This is a genomic window from Brotocaccenecus cirricatena, assembly GCF_020687045.1.
Lineage (GTDB): Bacteria > Bacillota > Clostridia > Oscillospirales > Oscillospiraceae > Vescimonas > Vescimonas cirricatena.
Window position 1 is genome coordinate 1 of sequence record NZ_JAJEPW010000048.1, and the last position, 23,863, is coordinate 23,863.

23 protein-coding genes and 2 pseudogenes are annotated in these 23,863 nt (G+C 63.0%); 14 read left to right on the forward strand and 11 right to left on the reverse strand.

Annotated elements, in window-relative coordinates; translation table 11 throughout:
• Positions 1-90: 90 nt before the first annotated feature.
• Positions 91-795: a hypothetical protein gene (locus LKD37_RS13055; protein WP_302929611.1), complete on the reverse strand. Its 705-nt coding sequence runs from the start codon at positions 793-795 to the stop codon at positions 91-93.
• 203 nt (positions 796-998) lie between these two features.
• On the reverse strand, positions 999-2,444 hold the full coding sequence (locus LKD37_RS13060; protein ID WP_302929612.1) for a polysaccharide deacetylase family protein: 1,446 nt from the start codon (positions 2,442-2,444) through the stop codon (positions 999-1,001).
• A gap of 55 nt (positions 2,445-2,499) precedes the next feature.
• On the opposite strand from LKD37_RS13060, the gene LKD37_RS13065 reads away from it, so the two are divergent.
• From LKD37_RS13065 to LKD37_RS17855, 7 genes and pseudogenes are all read left to right on the forward strand, one after another.
• Positions 2,500-2,712, forward strand: coding sequence for a hypothetical protein (locus LKD37_RS13065; protein WP_302929613.1), 213 nt, complete (start codon positions 2,500-2,502; stop codon positions 2,710-2,712).
• 66 nt (positions 2,713-2,778) lie between these two features.
• Positions 2,779-4,806 carry a urocanate hydratase gene (hutU, locus tag LKD37_RS13070; RefSeq protein ID WP_302929614.1) on the forward strand — a complete coding sequence of 676 codons (2,028 nt, stop codon included), beginning with the start codon at positions 2,779-2,781 and terminating at the stop codon, positions 4,804-4,806.
• Positions 4,807-4,815: 9 nt separating this feature from the next.
• Positions 4,816-6,048, forward strand: coding sequence for an imidazolonepropionase (gene hutI / locus LKD37_RS13075; RefSeq protein ID WP_302929615.1), 1,233 nt, complete (start codon positions 4,816-4,818; stop codon positions 6,046-6,048).
• A 12-nt stretch (positions 6,049-6,060) separates the two neighbouring features.
• Positions 6,061-7,584 (forward strand): histidine ammonia-lyase, encoded by a 1,524-nt coding sequence (gene hutH / locus LKD37_RS13080; RefSeq protein WP_302929616.1) that lies wholly within the window; start codon positions 6,061-6,063, stop codon positions 7,582-7,584.
• A 75-nt stretch (positions 7,585-7,659) separates the two neighbouring features.
• The gene (gene ftcD, locus LKD37_RS13085; protein WP_302929617.1) at positions 7,660-8,571 is read left to right on the forward strand and encodes a glutamate formimidoyltransferase; all 912 of its coding nucleotides are present in this window, start codon (positions 7,660-7,662) and stop codon (positions 8,569-8,571) included.
• Positions 8,572-8,581: 10 nt separating this feature from the next.
• The gene (locus LKD37_RS13090) at positions 8,582-9,214 is read left to right on the forward strand and encodes a cyclodeaminase/cyclohydrolase family protein (protein ID WP_302929618.1); all 633 of its coding nucleotides are present in this window, start codon (positions 8,582-8,584) and stop codon (positions 9,212-9,214) included.
• A 201-nt stretch (positions 9,215-9,415) separates the two neighbouring features.
• Positions 9,416-9,475 (forward strand): annotated as a pseudogene (locus tag LKD37_RS17855) (hypothetical protein); the annotation flags it as partial.
• A 114-nt stretch (positions 9,476-9,589) separates the two neighbouring features.
• On the opposite strand, the pseudogene LKD37_RS13095 reads toward LKD37_RS17855, so the two are convergent.
• The 5 genes and pseudogenes from LKD37_RS13095 to LKD37_RS13115 all read right to left on the reverse strand — a co-directional run.
• A pseudogene (locus LKD37_RS13095) lies at positions 9,590-10,117 on the reverse strand (MATE family efflux transporter); the annotation flags it as partial.
• 193 nt (positions 10,118-10,310) lie between these two features.
• Positions 10,311-10,928 carry a cytidylate kinase-like family protein gene (locus LKD37_RS13100; protein WP_302929619.1) on the reverse strand — a complete coding sequence of 206 codons (618 nt, stop codon included), beginning with the start codon at positions 10,926-10,928 and terminating at the stop codon, positions 10,311-10,313.
• A gap of 40 nt (positions 10,929-10,968) precedes the next feature.
• Positions 10,969-11,895, reverse strand: a complete 927-nt coding sequence (locus LKD37_RS13105) for an adenylyl-sulfate kinase (RefSeq protein ID WP_302929620.1) — start codon at positions 11,893-11,895, stop codon at positions 10,969-10,971.
• A 110-nt stretch (positions 11,896-12,005) separates the two neighbouring features.
• Positions 12,006-12,221, reverse strand: coding sequence for a hypothetical protein (locus LKD37_RS13110; RefSeq protein ID WP_302929621.1), 216 nt, complete (start codon positions 12,219-12,221; stop codon positions 12,006-12,008).
• On the reverse strand, positions 12,218-12,667 hold the full coding sequence (locus tag LKD37_RS13115) for a DUF4830 domain-containing protein (protein ID WP_302929622.1): 450 nt from the start codon (positions 12,665-12,667) through the stop codon (positions 12,218-12,220). The genes LKD37_RS13110 and LKD37_RS13115 overlap by 4 nt, the downstream gene beginning before the upstream one ends.
• An 80-nt stretch (positions 12,668-12,747) precedes the next feature.
• Here LKD37_RS13115 and LKD37_RS13120 point away from each other — a divergent pair, with 80 nt between their 5' ends.
• Complete coding sequence (locus tag LKD37_RS13120; RefSeq protein ID WP_302929623.1) at positions 12,748-13,455, forward strand: pseudouridine synthase; 708 nt, start codon at positions 12,748-12,750, stop codon at positions 13,453-13,455.
• 159 nt (positions 13,456-13,614) lie between these two features.
• Positions 13,615-14,709, forward strand: coding sequence for a PucR family transcriptional regulator (locus tag LKD37_RS13125; protein WP_302929624.1), 1,095 nt, complete (start codon positions 13,615-13,617; stop codon positions 14,707-14,709).
• A gap of 50 nt (positions 14,710-14,759) precedes the next feature.
• Here LKD37_RS13125 and LKD37_RS13130 read toward each other — a convergent pair whose 3' ends face one another.
• The 3 genes from LKD37_RS13130 to trpS all read right to left on the reverse strand — a co-directional run bounded on the left by LKD37_RS13130 (position 14,760) and on the right by trpS (position 17,465).
• Complete coding sequence (locus LKD37_RS13130; protein WP_302929625.1) at positions 14,760-15,941, reverse strand: DUF2812 domain-containing protein; 1,182 nt, start codon at positions 15,939-15,941, stop codon at positions 14,760-14,762.
• The gene (locus LKD37_RS13135; protein WP_302929626.1) at positions 15,920-16,243 is read right to left on the reverse strand and encodes a PadR family transcriptional regulator; all 324 of its coding nucleotides are present in this window, start codon (positions 16,241-16,243) and stop codon (positions 15,920-15,922) included. The genes LKD37_RS13130 and LKD37_RS13135 overlap by 22 nt, the downstream gene beginning before the upstream one ends.
• 154 nt (positions 16,244-16,397) lie before the next feature.
• Positions 16,398-17,465: a tryptophan--tRNA ligase gene (trpS, locus tag LKD37_RS13140; protein ID WP_302929627.1), complete on the reverse strand. Its 1,068-nt coding sequence runs from the start codon at positions 17,463-17,465 to the stop codon at positions 16,398-16,400.
• A 437-nt stretch (positions 17,466-17,902) separates the two neighbouring features.
• On the opposite strand from trpS, the gene leuS reads away from it, so the two are divergent.
• The 3 genes from leuS (at position 17,903) to LKD37_RS13155 (ending at position 21,245) form a co-directional block, all read left to right on the forward strand.
• Positions 17,903-20,329 (forward strand): leucine--tRNA ligase, encoded by a 2,427-nt coding sequence (gene leuS / locus LKD37_RS13145; protein WP_302929628.1) that lies wholly within the window; start codon positions 17,903-17,905, stop codon positions 20,327-20,329.
• A gap of 138 nt (positions 20,330-20,467) precedes the next feature.
• Positions 20,468-20,653 carry a 30S ribosomal protein S21 gene (gene rpsU, locus LKD37_RS13150; protein ID WP_022135835.1) on the forward strand — a complete coding sequence of 62 codons (186 nt, stop codon included), beginning with the start codon at positions 20,468-20,470 and terminating at the stop codon, positions 20,651-20,653.
• A gap of 133 nt (positions 20,654-20,786) precedes the next feature.
• A complete protein-coding gene (locus LKD37_RS13155; RefSeq protein ID WP_302929629.1) occupies positions 20,787-21,245 on the forward strand; it encodes a GNAT family N-acetyltransferase in 459 nt (152 codons plus the stop codon).
• A gap of 64 nt (positions 21,246-21,309) precedes the next feature.
• Here the strand turns inward: LKD37_RS13155 and LKD37_RS13160 are convergent, their stop codons facing one another.
• Positions 21,310-22,068 carry a glycoside hydrolase family 18 protein gene (locus tag LKD37_RS13160; RefSeq protein ID WP_302929630.1) on the reverse strand — a complete coding sequence of 253 codons (759 nt, stop codon included), beginning with the start codon at positions 22,066-22,068 and terminating at the stop codon, positions 21,310-21,312.
• A gap of 22 nt (positions 22,069-22,090) precedes the next feature.
• On the opposite strand from LKD37_RS13160, the gene LKD37_RS13165 reads away from it, so the two are divergent.
• Both LKD37_RS13165 and LKD37_RS13170 read left to right on the forward strand, forming a co-directional pair.
• On the forward strand, positions 22,091-22,648 hold the full coding sequence (locus LKD37_RS13165) for a YqeG family HAD IIIA-type phosphatase (protein WP_302929631.1): 558 nt from the start codon (positions 22,091-22,093) through the stop codon (positions 22,646-22,648).
• Between the two features lie 14 nt (positions 22,649-22,662).
• Complete coding sequence (locus tag LKD37_RS13170; protein WP_302929632.1) at positions 22,663-23,736, forward strand: M24 family metallopeptidase; 1,074 nt, start codon at positions 22,663-22,665, stop codon at positions 23,734-23,736.
• Positions 23,737-23,863: the final 127 nt, after the last annotated feature.

Consider the following 23,863-nt stretch of genomic DNA (forward strand, 5'->3'; position numbering starts at 1 on the left):
CCCCCCCCCCCCCCCCCCCCGCTGCTTTTTGCAGTGGTCCTCCGGCTTCATGTGCCGGTGCACTGCGCGGATTCATTTTTCAACGGAATTTCAGTCCGGGCGAATTGTGAAGTCCACGATACCGGACCCTTCGCAGCTGCGCAGGTGGGTGATCGTGATCCGGTAGGTCCGGCCATCCGCCGATGCGCGAAACTCGGCGGTGGTGTAGTGGTCCTTGTCCGATATCTCCGTCTCGTGGCCCGTCATACGCTCCAGCTGCCAGTCGCCGCGCAGGGGGAAACCCAGCTCAGACAGAAAGGCGTCCATGTCCCGCAGCTCATCCGCCGCCTTGGTGGGGTGGAGGCAGGACTGCCAGCGTTCCGCGTCCCGCTGGGTCAGAGCCTCCAGGGCCTCCTGGCAGACCGGCTGCATTTTATTCTGCGCATTCCGGCCTGCAAATGCGATCGCCAGCATGGCCAGCACAAATACCGCGGAAAACAGAATGACATATCCCAGCTTCTTCCGGGAGTCGGGGGAGGCGTCCAGCAGCAGCTGCTGGATGCCGATGCACGTCAGAACGTGGGCAAACAGCACACTGAGGAGCCACCCGGTCGATAAGCGGATCAGCAGACTGCAGATGGCCAGCAGAAGGACGGTCTCCAGAAAGAGGGCGAATCTGCGCCCTCTGGCTGTGACCAGGGTCAAAAGGTAATAGATCACGTTGAGAACGGGAATGAAGGCGATGGCCCCCACTTGGATGTCCAGATGGAAGATCTCCGTTTTCTTCCCCCCAAAAAGCCTGATTCTGTTTCTCATGGTGAAGCCTCCGTTCTTGGATGGAGCAGATGACACTCCTCTGCCAGTGTAAACACCGCACCATCCATTCTGCAACGCACGTTTACGCGGGAATTGCATATTTGGAGGATTTAACAGACTGAAAGCGCTGTTTTTGGGAGCTTTGCCGAAGAATGTCCGGGAGCCCGGCTGTGCATCAATCGACAGCCGGGCTCCTGGCGTATTCAGTTGGCGATGCCGTGGTGGACGGGCTTGGTGGCGGGGGTGATGGGCTGGATGCTGTAGCCATTGGCCAGGCAATAGCGGATGATATCCGGCAGGGCGTCGGCGGTGGTGCCCTTGGCCCCGGCGTCGTGCATCAGCACCACGTTGCTGCGGTCATGGCGCAGGGCGGAGGTGACGTTGTTATAGATCTGGCCGGAGGAGACGGGGGTACCGGCGGCATCGCCGCTGGACACATTCCAGTCAAAATAGGTGAAGCCCTCCGCCTGGACCCGCTGGGCCAGACGGCTCATGATGCCCACGCTGTACTGGCGGCTGACGGTGTTGGAGCTGCCGCCGGGGAAGCGGATGATGGCGGCCTCATACCCGAAATCCGAACGGAGCCGGTCCCGCAGACGGTAGATGTTCTGCATAAAGGCCTCGTCGCTCTTATAAATGGCGGCGTAATCGTGGGAGTAGCCGTGGATGGCCACGGTGTGGCCCTCGTCGATCATCCGGCGGATCAGGGCCTTGCCGGACTCCCCATAGTTGACGATGAAGAAGGTGGCGTGGACGTTATACTCCTTCAGGGTGTCCAGCACCCGGGGAGTCACCCGGTCGCTGGGGCCGTCGTCGAAGGTCAGGTACACGGGGCTTCCGCCGGAGGAGTTCTCATACACCGACACCTGCCGGGTGGCGGTGGCGGTGTTGCCGGCCTTGTCGGTGACGGTATAGGTCAGGGTATAGACCCCGGGGGAGGCGGTGTTCACCGTACCGGCCCGGGTGACGGAGGCGGTCAGATCGCCGTCGGCGTCGTCCTGGGCGGTGTAGCCCGGCTCCTGATAGGCGCCGCCCAGGGGAACGAACAGCTCCCGCTGGCCGGACAGGGTGATCACCGGGGCCACGATGTCCCGGACCGTCACCCGGCGGGTGGCGGTGGCGGCGTTTCCGGCCTTGTCGGTGACGGTGTAGGTCAGGGTGTGGACGTCGCCGGAGGCTTTGTCCGTTACCTGGATGGAGGCGGTCAGGTCGCCGTCACAGCGGTCCCGGGCGGTGGCTCCCGGGTCCTGGAACAGGTCATAGCGGGAGACGGTGACCTCCGCCTGGCCGGTGAGGGTCAGCTCCGGGGCCTCCCGGTCCTCCACATGGACCAGGCGCTTTGCGGTGTAGCTGCGGCCCCGGAAGTCCGCCTGATAGGTCAGAGTATAGTCCCCGGGGACGTCGGTGTTCACCCGGCCCTCCACGGTGACGGCGGCGTCGGTGGGGTCGCCGCCCCGCAGCAGCCGGGCCCCGGGGTCCGTGTAGGCGGCGAAGGCGGAGATGTGCTCCTCCGTCCGGCCGTTGAGCTGCATATGGGTGGGCGGCAGCAGAATAAAATAGCCCCGGACCAGGCTCAGCACGCCGATGACAACGGCGGCCAGCAGCAGGGCTCCCCCTGCGGCCAGGGCGGCAATGGTTTTCTTTTTCATGAGAAGGTCCCCCTAAATCAATTCTGTTTTATATTGTAGAAAACCGTCGGGGGAAATGCAAGAACGATTCGATTACAAGACGGTAACAAATGATTACGAAAAAATTTTATCCGCGAAAGTGCGGGGTCATCCCGGCAGTGCAGTAAAGCGGCGGGGGCCGGGGGTTCCGGATTTGGCCGGGAAGGTGAGCCGGAGGAAACTTTTGAGGGAATATTATAAAAAAGCACAAAAGGAATTGGTAAAACCATTCTTTTTTTCGATGAATTGACAGATTTGCGGCAATCGAATATAATATTGAATTGGAATAATCATAATACAAGACAGGAGGCAGCATATGGCATTTTATGATGTGGACAACGCGATGACGGTGAAGCTGGACTATGAACTGCCGAAGGTCCCCGCCTTTCGGGAGGGGATCCGCCGGGCCCCCAGGCGGGAGGCGCATCTGTCCGAGGCGGACAAGGCCCTGGCCATCCGCAACGCCCTGCGGTATATCCACCCGGGCCACCATCTGCAGATGGCCCGGGAGTTTGCCCGGGAGCTGGAGGAGCACGGCCGGATCTACGGCTATCGCTTCCGGCCGGAGGGGGAACTGCACGGCAAGCCCATCGACCAGTATCGGGGCAACTGCATAGAGGCCAAGGCCTTCCAGGTGATGATCGACAACAACCTGGACTTCGACGTGGCCCTGTACCCCTATGAGCTGGTGACCTACGGCGAGACGGGGCAGGTGTGCCAGAACTGGATGCAGTACCGGCTCATCAAGAAGTATCTGGAGGTCATGACGGACGAGCAGACCCTGGTGGTCATGTCCGGCCACCCCCTGGGCCTGTTCCACAGCCACAAGCTGGCGCCCCGGTGCATCATCACCAACGGGCTGATGGTGGGGACCTTTGACGACCAGAAGAACTTCAACCGGGCCGCCGCCCTGGGGGTGGCCAACTATGGACAGATGACGGCCGGCGGCTGGATGTACATCGGGCCCCAGGGCATCGTCCACGGGACCTTCAACACCCTGCTCAACGCCGGGCGGCTGAAGCTGGGGATCCCCGCCGACGGGAACCTGGCCGGGCGGCTGTTTGTGTCAGCGGGTCTGGGCGGTATGAGCGGCGCCCAGGGCAAGGCGGCGGAGATCGCCGGGGCCGTGTCCATCATCGCAGAGGTGGACGACTCCCGCATCGAGACCCGGTATACCCAGGGGTGGGTCAGCCAGCGCACCGACAGCCTGGAGGAGGCGTTGGCCATGGCCCGGCGGCACCTGGCGGACCGGACCCCCTGCGCCATCGCCTATCACGGCAACGTGGTGGACCTGCTGGAATACCTGTACAAAAACGATGTGCACGTGGACCTGCTCAGCGACCAGACCTCCTGCCACGTTCCCTATGACGGCGGATACTGCCCCCAGGGGCTGACCTTCGCCCAGCGGACGGAGATGCTGGACTACGACCCGGAGAAGTTCCGGAAGCTGGTGGACAAATCCCTGCGGCGGCACTATGAGATGATCTGCCGGTTCCACGACCGGGGGACGTATTTCTTCGACTATGGCAACAGCTTCCTGAAGGCTGTGTTTGACGCGGGGGTGCGGGACGTGTGCCGCAACGGCGAAAACGACCTGGACGGGTTCGTATTCCCCTCCTATGTGGAGGACATTCTGGGGCCGTGCCTGTTCGACTTCGGCTACGGGCCCTTCCGGTGGTGCTGCCTGTCGGGAAAGCCCGAGGACCTGGACAAGACCGACGCCGCGGCGGCGGAGTATATCCTGGCCCACAACCGGCGGTATCAGGACTATGACAACTATGTGTGGGTGCGGGACGCCAAGCGCAACCGCATGGTGGTGGGCACCCAGTGCCGCATCCTGTATCAGGACGCCATGGGGCGCATGAACATCGCGCTGAAGTTCAACGAGATGGTGCGCAACGGCGAGATCGGCCCCGTGATGCTGGGCCGGGACCACCACGACACCGGCGGAACGGACTCCCCCTTCCGGGAGACCTCCAACATCAAGGACGGCTCCAATATCATGGCGGACATGGCCACCCAGTGCTACGCCGGAAACGCCGCCCGGGGCATGAGCCTGATCGCCCTGCACAACGGCGGCGGCGTGGGCATCGGCAAGTCCATCAACGGCGGGTTCGGCATGGTGCTGGACGGCTCGGAGCGGGTGGACACCATCCTGCGCATGAGCATGCCCTGGGACACCATGGTGGGCGTGGCCCGGCGCAGCTGGGCCCGGAACGACAACGCCGTCACCACGGCCATGGAGTATAACCGGCTGTACGCCGGACAGGATCATATCACCCTGCCCTATACCGCGCCGGAGGATGACGACATCATCGCCGCCGTGCTGCACGGGGTCCGGTAAGGAGGGGCTATGACCACCTATATCACAAACATCGGCCTGCTGGCCACCCCCCGGGGGGATTCCGCCCGGCGGGGACGGCAGCAGGGGGAGATCACCCTGCTGCGGGACGCCTGGGTGGCCGTGGAGGGCGGAAAAATCGCCGCCGTGGGGCAGGGACAGCCTGCCCCGGAGGACGGCGACACCCTTCTGGACGCCGGAGGGCGGCTGATGACCCCGGGACTGGTGGACGCCCATACGCACCTGATCTTCGGCGGCTGGCGGCAGAATGAGCTGGGGCAGAAGCTCCGGGGCGTGCCGTATCTGGACATTCTGGCCCAGGGAGGCGGCATTCTGTCCACCGTCCGGGCCACCCGGGCGGCGTCGGAGGAGCAGTTGGCGCACAAGGCGGAAGCGGTCCTGGCGGAAATGCTGCGGATGGGCGTGACCACCTGCGAGGCCAAAAGCGGCTACGGCCTGGAGCCGGAGCAGGAATACAAGCAGCTGCGGGTGATCCGGCGGCTGAACGAGACGCAGCCAGTGGAGCTGGCGGCCACGTTTATGGGGGCCCACGCCCTGCCGGAGGAGTACCGGGGGCGGCGGGAGGACTATATCCGCCTGCTGTGCCGGGAGATGATCCCCTATGCGGCCCGGGAGGGCCTGGCGGAGTTCTGCGACGTGTTCTGCGAGGAGGGCGTGTTCACCGCCCGGGAGAGCCGGACCATCCTGGAGGCGGGACTGGCCCACGGGCTGCGGCCCAAGGTCCACGCCGACGAGATCGCCGCCATCGGCGGCTCCCAGCTGGCGGGAGAGATCGGGGCCATCAGCGCCGAGCACCTGATTGTGTGCCCGCCGGAGGGAATCCGGAGTCTGGCGGCGGGAGGCGCCGTGGCGTGCTGTCTGCCGGCCACCAGCTTCTATCTGGGGGCGGCCTATGCCCCGGCCCGGGAGATGATCGGGGCCGGAGTGCCGGTGGCGGTGGCCACGGACTTCAATCCCGGGTCCTGCCCCGGCAGCAGTCTGCAGCTGGCCATGAACATCGCGTGCCTGAAATACCGGATGACACCGGAGGAGGTGCTGACGGCGGTGACGCTGAACGCCGCCGCCGCCATCGGCCGGGCCGGGACCATCGGCTCCGTGGAGCCGGGGAAGCAGGCGGATCTGCTGCTGTGGAACGCGCCGGACCTGGACTATGTGTGCTATCGGTTCGGCAGCAACCTGGTGGGCACGGTGATGAAGAAGGGACAGATCGTGCATGAGGAGTAGGAGGAACGGAACATGATCTATATCAACGGACACGACCTGACCATTGAACAGGTCATCGCCGTCTCCCGGCAGGGGGAGACGGTGGCCATCGCGCCGGATGCCAGAGAGCGCATCAACGCCGCCCGGGCCTATGTGGACCGGAAGCTGGCGGACAAGGCCGTGGTATACGGCCTGACCACCGGGTTCGGCAAGTTCTCCACGGTGTTTGTGCCGGAGGAGGAGACGGCCCAGCTGCAAAGAAATCTGATCATCTCCCACGCCTGCGGCATGGGGGAGCCTCTGGACACCCGGGTGGTGCGGGCGGCTATGCTGCTGCGGCTGAACGCCCTGGCCCGGGGCAATTCCGGCATCCGCCTGTCCACCATGGAGACGCTTTTGCAGATGCTGAACCGGGGGGTCCATCCGATCATCCCGGAGAAGGGGTCCCTGGGGGCCAGCGGCGACCTGGCGCCCCTGTCCCACATGGTGCTGGTGATGCTGGGCGAGGGCGAGGCGGAGTATCAGGGCCGGGTGATGCCGGGCCGGGAGGCCATGGCCGCCGCCGGCATCGACACCATCCAGCTGGCTGCCAAGGAGGGCCTGGCCCTGATCAACGGCACCCAGATCATGACGGCCATCGCCTGCCAGGCGGTGTATGACGCCCGGGACCTGGCCAAAACGGCGGACATCGCCGCCGCCATGACCTGCCAGGCCTTGCACGGCATCCGGAAGGCCTTCGATCCCAAGGTGCACGCCCTGCGGGGCCAGCCGGGGCAGATCACCACGGCGGAGAACCTGCGGCGGCTGCTGGAGGGCAGCGGGCTGTCCTTCGACCTGAATCCGGACAAGGTGCAGGACGCCTACGCCATCCGCTGCACGCCCCAGATTCACGGGGCCAGCCGGGACGCCATCGGCTATGTGTGGGGCGTGGTAAGCCGGGAGATCAATGCCGTCACCGACAACCCCCTGATCTTCCCGGAGGAGGATGAGGCCATCTCCGGCGGCAATTTCCACGGGCAGCCGGTGGCCCTGGCCATGGACTTCCTGGGCATTGCCCTGGCGGAATATGCCAACGTGTCGGAGCGGCGGCTGGAGCGGCTGGTGAATCCGGCCCTGTCCGAGGGGCTGCCGGCCTTCCTGACCAATCGCGGCGGGGTGCACTCGGGCTTCATGATCGCCCAGTACGCAGCGGCCTCCATGGTGTCGGAGAGCAAGGTATACGCCCATCCGGCATCGGTGGACTCCATCCCGTCGTCGGCCAACCAGGAGGACCACGTCAGCATGGGCACCACCGCCGCCCGGAAGGCGCTGATGATCCTGGACAACAGCCAGAAGGTGCTGGGCATCGAGCTGTTTGCCGGGGCCCAGGCGGCGTGGCTGCGGGGCGAGGACGGACTGTCCCCGGCCACCCGGGCGGTGTACGACCGCATCCGCCAGGCGATCCCGCCGGTGGACCAGGACGTGGTGATGCACCCGCTGATGGTGCAGGCGGATGAGCTGGTGAAGGCCCACGCCATTTCTCAGGCGGCGGAGGCCGTCTGCGGAGAATTGCAGTAAATTTCCCCCAGGGCGGGGCCTGTGGGCCCCGTCCCGGGAAGCGCATAAAAAGAGAGGATAGGGAGGAAAAAACATATGATGAAGCTTGTGGAATGCATCCCCAATTTCAGCGTCAGCCGGGAGCGGGACGAGGCCGCCTTCAACGCCCTGGTGGAGACCGCCCAGGCCGTGGCCGGGTGCACGGTGCTGGACGTGCAGTCCGACGGCACCCACAACCGGTGCGTGTTCACGCTGGTGGGGTCCCCGGAGGGCATCGGCGAGGCGGCGTTCCGGCTGGCCAAGCGGGCCATGGAGGTTATCGACATGACCAAACACCAGGGCGCTCATCCCCGGATGGGGGCCACGGACGTGATCCCCTTTGTGCCCACCATGGACATGACCGTGGAGGAGTGCGTGGAGCTTTCCCGGCAGGTGGCCCAGCGCATCTGGGAGGAGCTGGGGATTCCCAGCTTCCTGTATGAGGAGTCGGCCACGGCTCCGGGGCGGGTGAACCTGGCCAAGATCCGGAAGGGGCAGTTCGAGGGAATGCCCGAGAAGCTGCTGGAGCCGGAATGGGCCCCGGATTTCGGCCAGCGGAAAATCCACCCCACCGCCGGGATCATCGCCATCGGCGCGCGGATGCCGCTGGTGGCCTTCAACGTGAACCTGGACACGGACAACGTGGAGATCGCCAAGTCCATTGCCAAGGCCATCCGGGGCTCCTCCGGCGGGTTCAGGTACTGCAAGGCCATCGGCCTGCTGCTGGAGGACCGGAACGTGGCCCAGGTGTCCATGAACATGGTGAACTATGAGGGGACGCCGCTGTACTACGCCTATGAGATGATCCGGGCCCTGGCAGACCGGTGGGGCGTGCGCATCATCGGCACGGAGCTGGTGGGTCTGACCCCGGCCAAGGCGCTGATCGACTGCGCGGAATACTATCTGAAGCTGGAAAACTTCGACTGCCACAAGCAGGTGATGGAGTATCACCTGGTGGGGATGGAATAAGGAGGACGCTATGCAGCTTGCTGAATTGACGGTGCGGGGGTTTGCGGACCTGCTGGGTTCCGACGCGCCCGCGCCCGGCGGCGGCTCCGCCGCCGCTCTGGCCGGGGCCTTGGGGGCGGCGCTGACCGCCATGGTGGGGTCCCTGACCGTGGGACGGAAGAAGTACGCCGAATTTGACGGCCTGGCCCGGGAGACCCTGGAAAAGGCCCGGGACCTGGAGCACCGGTTCCTGGACGTGATGGAGCGGGACACGGAGGCCTTCAACGCGGTGTCCGCCGTGTTTGCCATGCCCAAGGGCACAGATCAGGAGAAGGAGGCCCGGGCCGCAGCCATGCAGGAGGCCCTGCAGGGCTGCACAAAGACGCCCTTTGAGATGATGGAGCTGTCTCTGGAGGCGCTGCGGCTGACGGATGGGCTGGTGGACCGGTCCAACGCCAGCGCCGCCAGCGACCTGGGCTGCGCGGCCCTGCATCTGGGGTCCGCCGTGCAGGGGGCGTGGCTGAACGTGCTCATCAACCTGGGGAGCGTCCGGGACGCGGCCTTCGCCGCCCAGTACCGCACCCGGGGCCAGATCCTGCTGGATGAGGCCCTGCCGCTGGCGCAGAGCATCTATGACCGGGTGCTGAAAGCAGTGCAGGGATAATCATATAATAAGCCCTCCGGCCACGCCGGAGGGCTTCAGTCTGTCAAAAAACTACCCAACCGGCCCTATTTCTGCTATAATAGAGGAAACAGAGGTGTTTTCATGGAAGGCTGGAGAAAAGACGCGCGGCACGAGCCGATCATTGTAGATTTGGATGCACTAGTTCCGAAAGGCCATCTGCTGCGGAAGATTGAGAAGGTCATGGACTATGAGTGGCTGTATGAACGACTGAACCCGTACTACTGTCATGACAACGGATGCCCCGGAACCGATCCGGTGGTGCTGATCAAAATGGTACTCATTCAGCACCTGTTCGGCATTGCCCGCGCCCATGATGCCCATGTCCAGGGTGAACACGAAGAAATAGTCGCCGAACACGTTGAACACGCCGCCGAACAGCACCGCCTTGGTGGCCAGGGCCGGGTCGCCGTCGTTGCGCAGAAACGCCGACATCAACTGGGTGAACAGGAAGCTGGGCACCACAAACTTGATGGAGAACAGATACGCCCGGGCCAGCGGCAGCAGGGTCTCCTCCGCGCCGAACAGCGTCAGGAGCTGGCGGTCAAAGAGAATCAGCGCCGCCCAGGAGAGAAGGGACAGGACCGCCGTTGCCAGGACTGCCGCCGTGAAATACTCGTTGGAGCGCTTTTCGTTGCCGGGGGCCTGACCCCGCAGGGTGCTCAGCAGCACGCTGCCGCCGATGCCGGTGAGAAGGCCCAGACTATAAATAATGTTCCAGACCGGGGCCACCACGGCCAGGGCTGCCGTGCCGGTGGGGCCCTGATACTGGCCCACCATGGCGGCGTCCACCACGCCGTAGATAGAGGTGATCAGGGCGCTGCCGAAGGCGGCGGCGAGATACTTAAAGTAGATGGGACGAATTTTGTCCGTCAGGAAATTCATACGACTGCCTCCTTGGGAATGAAGATGCAAAGCGCAGGCCCGGAACGAAAAAAAGCCGGATAAAGCACAGGCGTTTCAGCCTGTTGCCTTATCCGGCTCGTCATTTCCAGCGAATGACTTGCCCTCCGAGCAAGCGAGGGGTGTTATAGCCGCTTTTGCCCGGAATGTCAAGCACTTTGCGGAACTTATGGAGTTACTTTTCGCCGTACCAGCAGCGGACGAAGGCGGCCAGGCCCGGGATCAGGTCCTTGATCTGGTGGCCGGAGGTGTTGACGCACAGGTGGTACGTCTCCTTGGCGCCCCACTTGGAGTCGGCGAACATCTGACGGTACTGGGCGCGGTTCTTGTCCACCTGCTTCATGCGGCGGGCAATGTCATTGCGGGACAGGTGCTCCCCCTCCGGGGCCCGGTCGATGCAGCGCTGGATCTTGGACTCGGCGTCGGCATAGACGAACAGGTTCAGGGGATGATAGTCCTTCAGGATCACGTCGGCGCAGCGGCCCACGATGACGCAGTCCCCCTGCTTGGCGAAGTTTTCAATGATCTGCTGCTGGGCGGCGGCTACTTGGAAGCCCTGGTCCATGATCTGCACCGGGGGCATGGCGAAACGGTGGCCGATGGTCGTGGGGTAGGCGGCCTCGATGCACTTTTCAGAGATGTTGGCCACATACCGCTCATCGAAGCCGTGCTCCTTGGCGATGAGCTCGATGATCTCGTGATCGTAGCAATGGATGCCCAGCTCCTCGGCCAGGCGCTTGCCCAGCTCGCGACCGCCGGAGCCGAATTCACGGCTGATGGTGATGATTTTCATGATATTTCCACTCCTCTCAAAGCATCAAAAGGTGACAGGTTTAATACTCATAGCAGCTGCCGCCCACGAACTCGCGGACGATGGAGTTGCGGGGAACATAGTGGGTGTGCAGCGGAGGAACCCCGCCCACTACCTTCATCAGGTCCGTCAGGCCGTGCTTTTCCAGATATTCCGGCGTCAGCTCCTGGCGGAACTGGGGAATCTCGTTGAGGTATTTGGCCAGGATGCAGGGCTCGTAATCGTGGAAGGTGTCGATATGAATGGCGGCGTTGCCCTTGTGGGGCATGATGTAGTTGATCTCACCCCGGTCCACGCTTTCGGCCCGCTCCACGGTTTCCTGCAGGGAGTGGCCCCGGGTGTTATAGTCCCGGATCAGGCGGCGGGCCACCCGCAGCTGCTCGGGGCGGACGATTCTGTCGTCGTTGGTGATGATACGGGTCCGGGGGGCCACATACACGCCGTTGGCGATGCCCCGGAGCTTGTCAAAGATCAGGGGATTGAGCATGTGGATGCCCTCGGCGATGACGATGCAGTCCTTTTCACCCTGCATCTTCCTGTAGCCGCCTGTGGTGCCGTTTTTGAAGTCATACCAGGGAATATCGGCCTCCATGCCGTCCAGCAGCTGGGAGATGCAGGTCAGCAGGGTGTCCACGTCCACGCAGTAGGGAGACTCCCAGTCTGTGGCCTCGGGCGGACGCTTGTCCAGCGGCAGGAAGAAATTGTCCATGCTCAGCAGGCACACCTTGACTCCTAGATTCTGCAGGTATTCCTGAAGCCGCATGGCGGTGGTGGTCTTGCCGGAGCCGGAGGGACCCGTCAGGGCAACCACGGGCTTTTCCTGGCGATTGGACAGGATCGCCGCCGCAGCGGCGCTGATCTTGTCGTGAAATACTTCCTCGCAGCGCAGAACGAATTGCGTCTCGTTGCGCATGGCGTAATTGATGTTTTCCAGGTCGATGACGCGCATTAACAGATGCTCCTCTCGTAAAATACTACCTATCCATCCTATAATACAGTACATTATACCACGAAGCGGCGGCGGCTGCAAGTGAAAAAACCCACCGGCGGGCGGGGGATTCAATCCTGCCGGGTGAAGGACACGGAGTAGGCTCCCAGCACCTGGCGGCAGGGGATGGCGGCGGCGTTTTCCGCCGTCAGCGGCAGGCGGGGATAGGCGGTCCTGCTCCACGCCGTAGGCCATGACAAATTGCGTGATGTCCATGGGAGTATCTCCTCGTATAGCACAATTCCCCGGACGGCGCAACGGCTGCGCCGCCGGGGAGGCTTTTTCATTGGGGAAATTCCAGGCTGCGGCGGAAGCTGTTTTCTCCCAGGGATGTGATGTCCCCGGCTATGACCTGGTCGCCGCAGACAAACAGGTTTGCCTGGACCCCCTGGGGAGCATCGGGATGGTTCAGCACCGTATAGGTATACCGGGTAACGGTCTTGCCGCCGCACCGGTCAAAGGGCAGGCCCAGTCCCTTTTGCAGGGCCGCATACTCCGCATGGGCGGACAGGTCCTCCGGCAGCAGAATGCTCAGGGTTTCCAGTGGCTCCGGCGTCACCTGCCAGCCCAGGCTTTCCAGATAGGCTACCCGGGCGGCGTTGTCGGCGGCCTGTACCGGCTCCCTCCCGCCGCTGTCCCGCTGACAACCGGGAATCACAAACAGTAGCGTCAGGGCCGCCAGGACCCCCAGGGCGGCGGCTGCCAGCTGCCGCCGCTTCATGAATACCACCATACCATCACCTCGTACATTTCTTATTCCATTTTGCCCAAAACTATGCTATGCTTACGGAAGAAATTGCAGGAGGTGCAGATATGGAGCGGCTGGACAAAATCCTGGCCGGGACCGGACGGTGGTCCCGGCGGGAGGTAAAGGAGCTGGTGCGCCAGGGCCGGGTGCGGGTGGACGGACAGACCGCCCGGACGGCGGAGGAGAAGGTGGCCCCGGAGGCGGCCGCCATCACCGTGGACGGCCAGCCGGTGGAGACGGAGCGGTTCACCTATGTGATGCTGCACAAACCCGCCGGGGTGCTGTCCGCCACCGAGGACACCCACCAGCAGACGGTGCTGGACCTGCTGCCCCCGGAACTGCGGCGGAGGGGCCTGTCGCCGGTGGGGCGGCTGGATAAGGACACGGAGGGCCTGCTGCTGCTGACCAACGATGGACTCCTGGCCCACCGGCTGCTGGCTCCCAGGTCCCACGTGGACAAGGTGTACTATGCCCGGGTGGAGGGCACGCTGGAGCCTGCCGATGCTGCGGCCTTCGCCGCCGGAATGACCCTGGGGGATGGACTGGAGTGCCTGCCCGCCGGGCTGGAGATTTTGTCGCCGGGGGAGTGCCTGGTGACCCTGCGGGAGGGGAAGTTCCATCAGGTGAAGCGGATGCTGGCGGCTCGGGGAAAGCCGGTGACGTACCTGAAGCGGCTGTCCATGGGCCCCCTGCGGCTGGACCCGGAGCTGGCCCCCGGGGCCTTCCGGATGCTGACGGCGGAGGAGAAAAAAGCTCTTGCGGACTGCCGGTAGAGGCGTTTATCGACATAACTGCAAAAAAATTTCCAGGAAATTTGTAGAAAAGATAAAAAAATACTTGCAAATCCGTGATTCTGACGATATAATAGGGGTAACGGCCTGACAGTTTGCACAAAATACCCACAGCCCAAATCATCGGCGGGAGGAACAAGAATGTCTGGAAGAATTTTTCAAAATGTTGTGCTGCAATTCAAGGAGACCACGGACCGCACCATCGGCGTTATCGACTCCGAGGGCACGGTGATCGCGTGCAGCGAGCTCACCGGTATCGGCAAGAAGTGGACCAAATATGTGGAGCCTATCGCCGCGGCGGAGGGCAACTGCGTGACCATGGAGGGCAAGACCTTCAAGGCTATGCCCGGCTGGGGCACCCACTTTGACTATGCGGTTTTCACCAGCGGCGACGACAGCGTGGGACGCACCGTGTGCTCCATGGCCTGCGTGGCCCTGAACGCCGCCAAGGTCTATTATGAGGAAAAGCACGATAAGGGCTCCTTTATTAAGAACATCATCTCGGATAATATCCTGATCAGCGATATCTACATGCGGGCCAAGGAGCTGCATGTGGCGGCGGAGGTGCCCCGGGGCGTGTTTGTCATCCGCCCGGTGGACGACCGGGCCGAGGCCATTCCCGTGGACGTGGTGCAGAATATGTTCCCGGACCGGCAGAATGATTTCGTGCTGAGCGTGGGCGACGACGATGTGGCCCTGATCCACCAGATGCCCGAGGGCGCCTGCGGCAAGGACCTGGAAAAGGTGGCCGCCTCCATCGAGGAGGCCCTGCGGGTGGACGGCGAGAGCACCGTGTTCGTGGGCATCGGCACCCTGGCCCTGCACCTGCGGGATCTGGCCAAGGCCTATAAGGAGGCCCAGATCGCCATTGAGGTGGGCAAGGTCTTTGACACCGAGCGCTATGTCATCAACTATGAGAACCTGGGCATCGGCCGGCTGATCTATCAGCTGCCCACCACCCTGTGCGAGATGTTCCTGCAGGAGGTTTTCAAGAAGAATCCCATCGACGCCCTGGATCAGGAGACGCTGTTCACCATCTATAAGTTCTTTGAGAACAACCTGAACGTGTCCGAGACGGCCCGGAAGCTGTTTGTCCACCGGAACACCCTGGTGTACCGGCTGGAGAAGATCAAGAAGCTCACGGGGCTGGACCTGCGGGAGTTTGACGACGCCATCACCTTCAAGGTAGCCCTGATGGTGAAGAAGTACCTCACCAGCCGGGGAATCGACGCGTAAAATGCCATAAAAAATCCTGTCCCCACAGGGACAGGATTTTTGTCGCCGTTTCATCGGCCCCAGGACGACAGGAGGTCCAGATGATCCCGCAGCTGCTCCTGGCCGCAGTACAGGAACACGGCCACCTGGCCGCCCCGGCCCAGGGCCGCCATCTGCCAGAGGCCCTCCGGCTCCCGGGCCAGAAGCACAAAGTCCAGCCCCGGATGCTCCAGGGTCTCATAGCTCCAGGACAGGTTCACCAGCCGGTACTGCTCCATCTGGGCCTGGGCCACGGACCGGGCCATGGAGGGCAGCAGCAGGCGGAAATACATGGCCTCCAGCTGGGGCGCGTAGCAGCTTGCGCCGTTTTCCGGGCTACGGGCCTGCTGGGTGATGGAATACCAGGCCGGGGCCAGCAGGGAATGCTCCCTATAAGCCCGGGAATCGTGTCCGGAGGATGGGTCAAACAGGACCACCGGGGTGCTCTCCAGCTCCTGCAGCTCCACATAGGGCTGCCGGAAGTCCTCCAGGGGGACGCCCCGGCGCTCCATCCACTGTCCCGCCAGCAGCAGTGCCAGCAGGAAAACCGCCGCCAGGGAGATCACATTTTCCCACACGATCCTTCTGCTGGGTCCGGCGGAGGGCGGCATATCCATCCCCTGTCGCAGGGCCTGACAGGCCCGGCGCAGCAGTCCCGCGTTCCGGCAGCTTCTGCCGAATGCCACCCCCTGGCACAGCAGCAGCACCAGAAACGTCGGGTCAAATACCCGCAGCCACACCAGCGGCAGACCGCCCCGGGCCGCCATGCCGCCGCTCCAGAACAGCAGCAGCCACACGGATACGGCAGCCAGGACCACCCCCAGCAGCAGGCTGCGCTGCCAGGCCCGGCGCGCGGCCCGCTCCAGCCGCTCCAGGGAAAGGCCCCGGCTTTCGTGGTCGGAGTACAGTTCCACGGCGGCGGGGTCCGCCGTGTAAAACAGCCAGCACCCGGCGGGGGCCACGTTCAGGGCATATGACCAGCCCGCCCTTCGATACAGCTCCTGCTGCTCCTCCGTGGGAGCCGTCCTGCCCTGGTCATAGGGCTCCAGGCGGAACCTGGTGCCGGGCACGCCGTCGGCGGTAAAGACCGCCCAGCTGCCGATGGACACCGGAAACAGCCCGGCGTTGGCCTGCTCCTCCAGCCAGGCCTCCAGCCCCCGGATGTCACAGGGGGATACCGGAAGTATTTTCCTCACTTTTCTTGCTCGGTCCATGCGCTCTCCTCCTCTCCGTCGTCCACGCAGGCCCTCAGCCGCGCCAGCTCCTCCCGGAAGGCGGCCCGGCCCGCTTCCGTGATCTGATAGCTGCGCTTGCGGCCCTGAATCTCCGTCTCCCGGATCAGGCCCTCCTCCTGAAACTTCCCCAGCAGGGTGTACAGGGTCCCGGGACCCAGCCGCACCCGGCCGTTAGTTTTCCGCTCCACAAACTCCGTGATCTCGATGCCGCACATCTGTCCCCGCAAAAAGGACATCAGCACATAGAACATGGACTCGGTCAGAGTCCCCCGCTCCTTCATGGCCGCGTTCCACCTCCTTCCAGTGTTTTTCCACTTAATATCGCGCCGCGATATTGTATGCTGCCATTATAATATCGCCACGCGATATTGTCAAGGACCCCGGAGCGTAAAAAAAGCGTGCTGCCCGCAGGCAGCACGCTTTTTTGGGATTAAATCAGTCCTTACGCAGGAGGTTGTTGTCCTCAAAGTAGTCGATGCGCATGGCGTGACGCACATCCCGAAGGGTGGCGGCGGCGGTGCGGCGGGCCGTCTCGCTGCCGACGCGGAGGATTTCATACACGTCGGGCAGACGCTTCTCCCAATCCTCCCGGCGCTGGCGGATGGGGGCCAGCTCCGCCTGGAGGACGTTGTTCAGGAACTTCTTGACCTTCACATCCCCCAGACCGCCCCGCTGATAGTGGGCCTTCAGCTCATCCAGCCCGCTGTATTCCGGCAGGAACTCCGGGAAATACTCCGGGCGGCAGAAGGCGTCCAGATAGATGAACACGGGGTTTCCCTCAGTGTGGCCGGGGTCCTCCCGGCGCAGATGGGTGGGGTCGGTGAACATGGACATGACCTTGGTGCGGATGTCCTCGGGACTGTCGGACAGATAGATGCAGTTGCCCAGGGACTTGCTCATCTTGGCCTTGCCGTCGATGCCCGGCAGGCGCAGGCAGGCCTGGTTCTTGGGCAGGATGATCTGGGGGTCCACCAGGGTGTCGCCATAGACGGCGTTGAACTTGTGGACGATCTCCTTGCACTGCTCCAGCATGGGCAGCTGATCCTCGCCCACGGGGACGGCGGTGGCCCGGAAGGCGGTGATGTCCGCCGCCTGGCTGATGGGATAGCAGAAGAAGCCCACAGGGATGCTGGCCTCGAAGTTTCGCATCTGGATCTCCGCCTTGACGGTGGGGTTGCGCTGGACCCGGGACACGGTGACCAGGTTCATATAATAGAAGGTCAGCTCTGTCAGTTCCGGGATCATGGACTGGATGAACAGGGTGGACTTCTCCGGGTCCAGGCCGCAGGCCAGATAGTCCAGAGCCACGTTCATGATGTTCTGGCGGACCTTTTCCGGATGCTCGGCGTTGTCGGTAAGGGCCTGGGCGTCGGCGATCATGATATAGATCTCGTCGAACTTGCCGGAGTTCTGAAGGGCCACGCGCTCCTTCAGGGAGCCCACATAGTGGCCCACGTGCAGGCGGCCGGTGGGCCGGTCGCCGGTGAGGATGATCTGTTTCATATAACGCTCCTTCTGCGGCGCTTCAAAGGGGAAAAGCGCCGGGTATTTTTCCTTATTATAAGCGCTGGCGGCTGCTTCGTCAACATTTTTGCCGCCGGAGAGGGGAATTTTCCCGGAAAACCGGGGTTGACAAACCCTGGCAGAGCGGGTACAATATCCTTGATTTTCGCAAAAGACTGCGAAGGGAAAAAGACGGAGCAGGACCCCCTGAAGAGAGCCGGCGGCTGGTGTGAGCCGGCGGAGGCGCTCCGTTGTACTGGCCCCGGAGTTTCCCGCCTGAACAGGGCGGGACGATCGCGCCCCGTTACAGGCGCCCCGAGCGCGGAGTGTAAGACTCCGCGGAAGCAGGGTGGTACAGCGAGTGATTTCGCCCCTGACCGCGTTATACGGTCGGGGGATTTTTCTTGTCATATTTATCATCAGAAGGAGAAAAGCATATGAAGTACGATTTTGCCGCCATTGAGAAAAAGTGGCAGAAGCGGTGGGAGGAGACCAAGCCCTATGCCGCCGTCACCGGGGACAAGCGCCCCAAGTTCTACGGGCTGATCGAGTTCCCCTATCCCTCCGGCCAGGGCCTGCACGTGGGTCATCCCCGGCCCTTTACCGCCATGGACATCGTCACCCGGAAAAAGCGCATGGAGGGCTACAACGTCCTGTACCCCATCGGATTTGACGCCTTCGGCCTGCCCACGGAGAACTACGCCATCAAGAACCACATCCACCCGGCCATCGTCACCAAGCAGAACATCGCCAACTTCACCAGCCAGCTGAAAATGCTGGGCTACGGCTTCGACTGGGACCGCTGCGTGGATACCACGGACCCCAACTATTACAAGTGGACCCAGTGGATCTTCCTGCAGATGTTCAAGAAGGGCCTGGCCTATAAGACCACCATGCCCGTGAACTGGTGCACCAGCTGCAAGTGCGTGCTGGCCAACGAGGAAGTGGTCAACGGCGTGTGCGAGCGCTGCGGCAGCGAGGTCATCCGCAAGGAAAAGAGCCAGTGGATGCTGAAGATCACCGCCTATGCCCAGCGGCTGCTGGACGATCTGGAGGACGTGGACTTCATCGAGCGGGTGAAGATCCAGCAGCGCAACTGGATCGGCCGCTCCACCGGCGCAGAGATCACCTTCGACACCAACGTGGGCGACCGGGTCACCGTGTACACCACCCGGGCCGACACCCTGTTCGGCACCACCTATATGGTCATCTCCCCGGAGCACCCCCTGCTGAAGGAGTGGCAGCCCAAGATTAAGAATTGGGACGCCGTGGCCGCCTATCAGGAGGAGGCTGCCCACAAGTCCGACTTTGAGCGGGGCGAGCTGAACAAGGAAAAGACCGGCGTGCGGCTGGAGGGCATCGAGGCCATGAACCCCGTGACCCACAAGCCGCTGCCCCTGTTCGTGTCCGACTATGTCCTCATGGGCTACGGCACCGGCATCGTCATGGGTGTTCCCGGCCACGACCAGCGCGACTGGGAGTTTGCCACGAAGTTCGGCCTGCCCATCATCGAGGTGGTCAAGGGCGGCGACGTCACCAAGGAGGCCTTTGTGGCCAAGGACGACAGCGCCGTGATGGTGAACTCCGGGTTCCTCAACGGCATGACCGTGAAGGAAGCCATCCCCGCCATGAAAAAGTATGTGGTGGAGCAGGGCTTCGGCAAGGAGAAGGTCAACTATAAGCTCCGGGACTGGGTGTTCTCCCGCCAGCGGTACTGGGGCGAGCCTATCCCCCTGGTCCACTGCGACAAGTGCGGCTGGGTGGCCCTGCCGGAGGAGCAGCTGCCGCTGGTCCTGCCCCAGGTGGAGAGCTATGAGCCCACCGACGACGGCGAAAGCCCCCTGAGCAAGATGACCGACTGGGTCAACACCACCTGCCCCTGCTGCGGCGGTCCCGCCAAGCGGGAGACCGATACCATGCCCCAGTGGGCCGGCTCCAGCTGGTACTTCCTGCGGTATATGGACCCCCACAACGACAAGGCCCTGGCCAGCAAGGAGGCCCTGGAATACTGGAGCCCCGTGGATTGGTACAACGGCGGCATGGAGCACACCACCCTGCACCTGCTGTACTCCCGGTTCTGGCACAAGTTCCTGTATGACATCGGCGTGGTGCCCACCAAGGAGCCCTATGCCAAGCGCACCAGCCACGGCATGATCCTGGGCGAGGGCGGCGAGAAGATGTCCAAGTCCCGGGGCAACGTGGTCAACCCCAACGACATCGTGGCCCAGTACGGCGCGGACACCATGCGCCTGCATATCATGTTCATCGGCGACTTTGAAAAGGCCGTCACCTGGTCCAACGAGGCCGTGAAGGGCTCCAAGCGGTTCCTGGACCGCTGCTGGAACCTGATGGACCTGGCCCAGGACAGCGACGAGCTCTCCCAGAAGAACGAGGCCCTGATCCACAAGACCATCAAGAAGGTCACCGCCGACATCGACGATCTGAAGATGAACACCGCCATCGCCGCCCTGATGGCCATGGTCAACGAGTTCTATTCCTCCGGCCTGACCCGGGGCGACCTGCAGCAGCTGATGCTTCTGCTGTCCCCGTTTGCGCCCCACATGGTGGAGGAAATGTGGGAGCTTACCGGCTACGCCGGAAAGACCGGCAAGATGGCCATGCAGATGCCCTGGCCCGCCTATGACGAGGGCAAGACCGTGGACACCCATGTGGACATGGCCATCCAGGTCAACGGCAAGCTCAAGGGCGCTGTCACCGTCCCCGCCGGCAGCGACCAGGAGACCGTCATGGCCGCCGCCATGGAGCTGGACAAGGTCAGAAAGGCCGCCGAGGGCATGACCGTGGTAAAGACCATCCTGGTGAAGGACAAGCTCATGAACCTGATCGTCAAGCCTGCGAAATAATCGGAATCGTAAAAAATGTTGGAAAACGGCTTGACAAGGCAGGGCCTACACAGTATAATGCTATTGTTAAAGTCATGTCCAATGGCTCTTAAAGAGTATCCTGGATCGAGCCGGATACATCGGAGGGAGGGAAAATAGATGTCCGAAGTCCACGTCAAGGAAGGCGAGTCCCTGGACAGCGCTCTGAAGCGTTTTAAGAGAAGCTGCGCCAAGGCAGGCGTCCTGGCTGAAGTGCGGAGAAGAGAGTGCTACGAAAGCCCCAGCGTCAAGCGCCGCAAGAAGTCCGAGGCTGCCCGCAAGAACAGAAACAAGAGATATTATTAATCGTCTCAAAAAGCGTGCTGGACGTTGTGTTCAGCACGCTTTTTACCGATTCAGGGGACAACGCTCCTTTTGGGGGAGTTATTCTGACAGGCGGCCCGGCATGCCGGTGCATCTGCGAAGTCGGAGGTATAAAATGTCATTGCAGCTGAACATCCGGAAATATGAGGAAAAAGATTTTGAGCGCCTGTGTCAGGTCCACGATCCGGCCCGGAAAAGTGAGCTGGAGTATGCCGGCCTGCCGGCGGCCTTTCTGCCGCTGTCCATCGCCGCGGAAAGAGAGGGCTTGTTTGAATATCAGGTCTATGTGGCCGAGGATAAGGGACTGGTGGTGGGCTTCATAGCATTTTCGGACACGGAGCTGGCGTGGCTTTATGTGGACCGGAGCTGCGCCCGGCAGGGAGTCGGGTCAGAGCTGATGCGTTTTGCGCTGGAGAGAGTGCAGGATGACGCGGAGATCGAAGTTCTGGACGGGAATGAACCGGCTCTGGCTCTGTATGCCAAATTCGGATTTACCACAGTCCGGATGGTGACAGGCGTAATGCCCGGAAATGAAAGATTTCCGGTGACCGTACATGTGCTGGAGCGGCAATAACCGTGCGCGGCTTATAAAAAGGGAATCCTTCCGTTTGGGTACGATGTATCGAAACGGAGGGATTTTATCTTACCCCGGCGAACAGCGGCTCCAGAAGGTCCTCCACCTCCGGTAGCATCACCAGGGCATCCCGGATGCCCAGCTGACGGGCCAGCTCCAGCTTCCGCCGGAGGGTCCGGGCGTCGTCAAAGAGGACGAAGTGGGTCTGCCCCTGCCGGGTCAGGGTGAAATACCGGGCGCACAGGGCGTCGGAATAGAAGGTGGGGCGGCCTGCGGCCAGGGCCTCCAGCTGGGGAAGGGTCAGGGGCGTGCCCAGACCTCCGGGGCAGGGGAGAGGGAAGTCCATGGCCAGCCGCTGCAGGTCCAGGGCCAGGTGCTCCGCCCCGTATTGGTCCACCGCCTGGGTCAGCCGGCCCTCCAGCGTTCCGCCGGACAGGGCGGTGCACAACAGTATCGTCGCCCCGGCGACGGGGCAGTGCTCCGGGACGTACAGGGTCCGGCCGCAGGAGGCCAGCAGGGGAGAAAGCGCCTCCAGCAGGGCCAGACGGTCCGGCCGGGCAGGCGGGTCAAAGTCCGCCGCCGCCCCGGCGTAGCCCCGCCGCAGGCAGGTCCGGGCGATCTGCCGGGCCAGGCGGTCCGGTTCCTCCACCGGCGGACAGTCCCAGTCCGACAGCACCATCAGCCCGCCCCGCAGAGCGGGCGGAAGCGGCGCGGCCAGCAGCTCCGAGCCGGGGCCCAGACGATAGGCCACATGGGCCAGGCGCGGCGTCACGGCCCGGGCCCGGGTCAGACGGTCCGGTGTGGCGGCAAGATACAGCGGCATGGAGATCCCCCCTTGCGTTCCCATGAAAAAAATGCTACACTATAGCCAAAGCTATGAGAAAGGGAACTGGTGTATGCGCATTTCTCTGGTGCCGGACGGGGTATACGAAAGCTATCAGCAGATCACGCCGGAGCTGCTGCAGAGCAGGGGCATCCGGCTGCTGCTCAGCGATCTGGACTATACCCTGGCCCCCAAAAGCGTGTCCCGCCCCGACCAGGCGGTGCGCGATTGGCTCGGCCGCTTACATGCGGCGGGGATCCGGGTGATGATCCTGTCCAACAACCGCAGCCCCCGGCGGGTGGAGCAGTTCTGCCGCGACCTGGGGATCACCTATGTGGGCCACGCCAAAAAGCCGCAGACGTCGGGCTTTCGCCGGGCCATGGACCAGGCGGGGACCGACCCCGCCCACACGGCCATGCTGGGGGATAAGCTGCTGACGGATATGCTGGGGGCCAACCTCAGCGGCGTCACGGCCCTGATGGTGGAACCAGCCGGCGGGGCCAGGACCCCGTGGCAGAAGGTGCTGCATGCCCTCCAGGCCCCCTGGAAGCATTTAGCCGGTGGCGTTCACCGGATCTGAAAGGAGTTTTGATTATGAACCATTTTGCGAAAATTGCGGAAAAACTGTCTGCCTATGAGCTGGACGGTATGCTGCTGACCTGCGAGGCCAACCGCTTCTATGCCTCCGGCTTCCACTCCACCGGCACCGACGGCGTGGCCCTGGTGACCCGGGAGGGGAACTTCTATTTCACCGACTCCCGCTATATCGAGGCCGCCCACAACAAGGTGCAGGACGCCGAGATCGCCATGACCGACGCTGCCCACCCCTATGTGGACCTGATCAACGCCGCCATGGAAAAGACCCATGTGCAGAAGCTGGGCTTCGAGGATGCGTACATGACCGTGGCGGACTATCGCCACTATTCCGAGAAGCTGCACTGCCAGCTGGTGCCCGCCACGGAGCTGCTGATCTCCCTGCGCCAGAGCAAGGACGAGGAGGAGATCCAGCGGATGATCGCCGCCCAGCGCATCGCCGAGGCCGCTCTGGACCAGATCGTCAAGGAGATCAAGCCCGGCGTCACCGAGAAGGAGATCGCCGCCCGGCTGCAGTACCTGATGCTGGCCGGAGGCGCGGAGAATATGTCCTTTGACCCCATCGTGGCCAGCGGTCCCAACGGCAGTATGCCCCACGCCGTGCCCACCGACCGGAAGATCCAGGACGGCGACTTCGTGACCATGGACTTCGGCTGCATCTATCAGGGCTATTGCTCTGACATGACCCGCACCGTGGCCGTGGGCCGCGTCACCGAGGAGATGGAGAAGGTCTACAACGTCGTGCTGCAGGCCCAGCTGGCGGGCATCGCCGCCGCCAAGGCCGGCGCCACCGGCCACGACGTGGACGCCGCCGCCCGGAAGGTCATCGAGGACGCCGGTTACGGTCCCTATTTCGGCCACAGCTTCGGCCACAGCGTGGGCGTGGAAATTCACGAGTCCCCCAACGCCACCCCCGCCAACAACAAGCCCCTGCCCCTGGGTGCGGCCGTGTCCGCCGAGCCCGGCATCTATCTGCCCGGCCGCTTCGGCGTCCGCATCGAGGACGTGGTGGTGCTGCAGGAGGGCGGCTGCCAGGATATCACCCTGGCCAAGAAGGACCTGCTGATTCTGTAAAATAACTTGGTAGAAAAAGGGCACCGCCCTTTTTCTACCAAAAGAGATTTCGCTCCGAACCGCGCGTTCCGATGGGCACGCAGCCCATCGGAACACACTCTCTCCGCGCAAAGTGTTTTTTTCGACG

Coding starts and splice junctions, on each gene's coding strand:
- LKD37_RS13115 (WP_302929622.1), bottom strand. CDS start 12,667: ATGGTGGTATTCATGAAGCGGCGGCAGCTGGCAGCCGCCGCCCTGGGG.
- LKD37_RS13060 (WP_302929612.1), bottom strand. CDS start 2,444: ATGAAAAAGAAAACCATTGCCGCCCTGGCCGCAGGGGGAGCCCTGCTG.
- ftcD (WP_302929617.1), top strand. CDS start 7,660: ATGATGAAGCTTGTGGAATGCATCCCCAATTTCAGCGTCAGCCGGGAG.
- LKD37_RS13055 (WP_302929611.1), bottom strand. CDS start 795: ATGAGAAACAGAATCAGGCTTTTTGGGGGGAAGAAAACGGAGATCTTC.
- hutI (WP_302929615.1), top strand. CDS start 4,816: ATGACCACCTATATCACAAACATCGGCCTGCTGGCCACCCCCCGGGGG.
- trpS (WP_302929627.1), bottom strand. CDS start 17,465: ATGAAACAGATCATCCTCACCGGCGACCGGCCCACCGGCCGCCTGCAC.
- LKD37_RS13130 (WP_302929625.1), bottom strand. CDS start 15,941: ATGGACCGAGCAAGAAAAGTGAGGAAAATACTTCCGGTATCCCCCTGT.
- leuS (WP_302929628.1), top strand. CDS start 17,903: ATGAAGTACGATTTTGCCGCCATTGAGAAAAAGTGGCAGAAGCGGTGG.
- LKD37_RS13160 (WP_302929630.1), bottom strand. CDS start 22,068: ATGCCGCTGTATCTTGCCGCCACACCGGACCGTCTGACCCGGGCCCGG.
- LKD37_RS13100 (WP_302929619.1), bottom strand. CDS start 10,928: ATGAAAATCATCACCATCAGCCGTGAATTCGGCTCCGGCGGTCGCGAG.
- LKD37_RS13120 (WP_302929623.1), top strand. CDS start 12,748: ATGGAGCGGCTGGACAAAATCCTGGCCGGGACCGGACGGTGGTCCCGG.
- LKD37_RS13090 (WP_302929618.1), top strand. CDS start 8,582: ATGCAGCTTGCTGAATTGACGGTGCGGGGGTTTGCGGACCTGCTGGGT.
- hutU (WP_302929614.1), top strand. CDS start 2,779: ATGGCATTTTATGATGTGGACAACGCGATGACGGTGAAGCTGGACTAT.
- LKD37_RS13135 (WP_302929626.1), bottom strand. CDS start 16,243: ATGAAGGAGCGGGGGACTCTGACCGAGTCCATGTTCTATGTGCTGATG.
- LKD37_RS13105 (WP_302929620.1), bottom strand. CDS start 11,895: ATGCGCGTCATCGACCTGGAAAACATCAATTACGCCATGCGCAACGAG.
- LKD37_RS13125 (WP_302929624.1), top strand. CDS start 13,615: ATGTCTGGAAGAATTTTTCAAAATGTTGTGCTGCAATTCAAGGAGACC.
- LKD37_RS13170 (WP_302929632.1), top strand. CDS start 22,663: ATGAACCATTTTGCGAAAATTGCGGAAAAACTGTCTGCCTATGAGCTG.
- hutH (WP_302929616.1), top strand. CDS start 6,061: ATGATCTATATCAACGGACACGACCTGACCATTGAACAGGTCATCGCC.
- LKD37_RS13155 (WP_302929629.1), top strand. CDS start 20,787: ATGTCATTGCAGCTGAACATCCGGAAATATGAGGAAAAAGATTTTGAG.
- LKD37_RS13110 (WP_302929621.1), bottom strand. CDS start 12,221: ATGAAAAAGCCTCCCCGGCGGCGCAGCCGTTGCGCCGTCCGGGGAATT.
- LKD37_RS13065 (WP_302929613.1), top strand. CDS start 2,500: ATGCAAGAACGATTCGATTACAAGACGGTAACAAATGATTACGAAAAA.
- rpsU (WP_022135835.1), top strand. CDS start 20,468: ATGTCCGAAGTCCACGTCAAGGAAGGCGAGTCCCTGGACAGCGCTCTG.
- LKD37_RS13165 (WP_302929631.1), top strand. CDS start 22,091: ATGAAAAAAATGCTACACTATAGCCAAAGCTATGAGAAAGGGAACTGG.